At 70.4% G+C, this 2,502-nt stretch carries 2 protein-coding genes; both read left to right on the top strand.

From position 1 onward, the window contains the following. The coding region (locus tag ACWDS7_RS47870; RefSeq protein WP_451934733.1) for a heavy metal translocating P-type ATPase at window positions 1–1,636 on the top strand (1,636 nt) is incomplete at its 5' end. Window positions 1,637–1,753: 117 nt separating this feature from the next. After that, window positions 1,754–2,413, top strand: coding sequence for a CBS domain-containing protein (locus ACWDS7_RS47865; protein ID WP_451934732.1), 660 nt, complete (start codon window positions 1,754–1,756; stop codon window positions 2,411–2,413). The last annotated feature ends 89 nt before the right edge of the window (window positions 2,414–2,502 follow it).

Below are 2,502 nucleotides of genomic sequence, written 5' to 3'. Positions count from 1 at the left end.
CAGCGCCCCCGTCGTACGGCTCGCCGACCGGTTCGCCGCCTGGTTCCTGCCGACCACGCTCCTGCTGGCGGCCGCCGCCTGGCTGCTGTCCGGCCAGCCGGTGCGGGCCGTCGCCGTGCTGGTCGTCGCCACCCCGTGCCCGCTGTTGCTCGCCGCACCCGCAGCCATCGCCTCCGGACTGTCTCGTACGGCGCGACACGGGGTGGTGGTGAAGGGCGGCGGAGCCTTGGAGAGGCTGGGCCAGGCCCGTACCTTCATCCTGGACAAGACCGGTACGCTGACCGCCGGACGGCCGCAGGTGGTCGACGTCGTGGCCGCCCCCGGTGCCCGCGCCGACGACGTGCTGCGCCTGGCCGCCGCGGTGGACCAGATGTCCTCTCACGTGCTCGCCGCTGCGATCGTCGACGCCGCCCGCGCGCACCGGGCCGTGCTGCCGCAACCGGCTGAGGTCCGGGAGAAGCCGGGCATCGGGACCACGGGGCTGGTGGAGGGGCACCGGATAGAGGTCGGCAAGGCCACGGCCCCCTCCCGCTCGGAATGGGAACGGGCCCAGCGGGCACGGGCCGCGTTGGACGGCGCCATGGCCGTCTGGGTGACGGTGGACGGCCAGGCCCGCGGAGTGATCCTGCTCCGCGACGCCATACGGGCCGACGCCGCGCGGACTCTGAGACGGCTACGCAGCGCCGGGATCGAGCGGATGGTCATGCTCACCGGGGACCGGGCCGAAGTCGCCGAAAGCGTGGGCATCGTCCTCGGTGTCGACCAGGTGCTGGCCGAACAGACCCCCGCCGCCAAGGTCCGGGCGGTACAGCAGGAGGCGGCCAGGGCGGTGACCGTGATGGTGGGCGACGGGATCAACGACGCCCCGGCCCTGGCGGCGGCCGACGTCGGGGTGGCGATGGGCGCCCGGGGCTCGGCCGCCTCCACCCAGGCCGCCGACGTGGTGCTCACCACCGACCGCCTGGACCGGCTCGCCGACGCCATGGACGTCGCCCGCCGCTCCCGTCGCATCGCCGTACAGAGCGCGGCCACGGGGATGGCGCTGTCACTGCTGGCCATGGCGGCCGCCGCGGCCGGGGCACTGGCGCCTGCGGTCGGCGCCCTCCTGCAGGAAGCCATCGACATAACGGTGATCGTCAACGCGCTGCGGGCGCTGCGTCCCGTGCGAGGAACTCGGACGGTGGTCGACCCCGCCACCGAGGCCCTGCTGCGCCGATTCGAGACGGAGCACTCCTCACTGCGACCGCCCTTGGAACTGATCCGCGAGACAGCCGACGAACTGGGCGGAACTCCCTCTGCGGCGTCCCTGGACCGGCTGCGAGAGGTCCACCACTTCCTCACCGAACGCCTGCTGCCCCACGAACGGGCCGAGGAACAGCGGCTGTATCCGGCGATGGGACAGGTGCTGGGCAGCCTCGAGGTCACGATGACCATGAGCAGGGCGCACGCCGAGATCGAACGCCTCGTGCGGCGTCTGGGAAATCACCTTGCCCTCGCCGAGGCCGACGGGATGCGGCTGGAGCAGCTGGACGACCTGCGTGCCTGCCTCTACGGTCTGCACGCCGTCTTGGTCCTCCACTTCGACCAGGAGGAGGAGGCCTACTTCTCCCTGGCCGCCGACTCGTCGGCAGCCTGATAGCGGACTATCAGTGGGAAAGCGGGCATAAGTCCTACGTGAGGGGGACTTTCGCCGCTGACGCCCTCGACATCACTGGGGGATCGTCGTGACTGAGGGTCTTCGAGGAGGTCAATCATGAAGATCTCAGATGTCATGGGCACCAGAGCGGTCGCGGTGCGGCCGGAGGCGTCCTTCTCCGAGATCGTCGAGGCCATGCGGCGTTTCAAGATCGGCGCGCTCACCGTCATCGACACCGATGGACACCCCATCGGTGTGGTCTCCGACGATGACCTGCTGCTCAAGGAGACCGACTCCACATCTGCGGGCAGTGCCTTCGACAGCCGCCGCAGACACCAGGAGCATCACAGAGCCGCAGGCATCACGGCCCGAGAGGTGATGACCAGCCCCGCGATCACGGTCACGAAGGACACCACCGTCCGGGACGCGGCGCGGCTGATGCACCGCTACCGGATCAAGCAGCTTCCCGTGATCGAGCCGGCCACCGGACGTCTCGTCGGGACCGTGCACCAGAGCGATCTGCTGAAGGTCTTCACCCGTCCGGCCGAGGAGATCGACGGCGAGATCACCGAGATCTGCGATCGCCTCTACGTCGACCGGGAGCACCTGAGGGTCGGCATAGAGGCGGGTGTGGTCACGCTGACGGGTCATGTCGGTTTCCACTCGCAGATCTCCCGCCTGGTCGCGGCCGTCCACGGGATCGACGGTGTCCTCGACGTGGAGAACCTCCTGGCCTACCGATCCGACGACCTGGCCCCCATCCCGCCCCTTCTGTGACGGAGGTGGGCACGTGAGCGCTCGCACGAGCGAGGAGATCGCCTCGACGATCCACACGGCGGTGCAGGCCGCCGTGTGGGCGCCGTCGG

The organism is Streptosporangium sp. NPDC003464 (genome assembly GCF_053588315.1).
Note: the sequence above shows the minus strand (reverse complement) of the source record. Positions and strands in the feature narration are given on the sequence as shown.

Excerpts from the sequence above, each read along its gene's own strand:
- ACWDS7_RS47865 (WP_451934732.1), top strand. The coding sequence starts at position 1,754 with ATGAAGATCTCAGATGTCATGGGCACCAGAGCGGTCGCGGTGCGGCCG.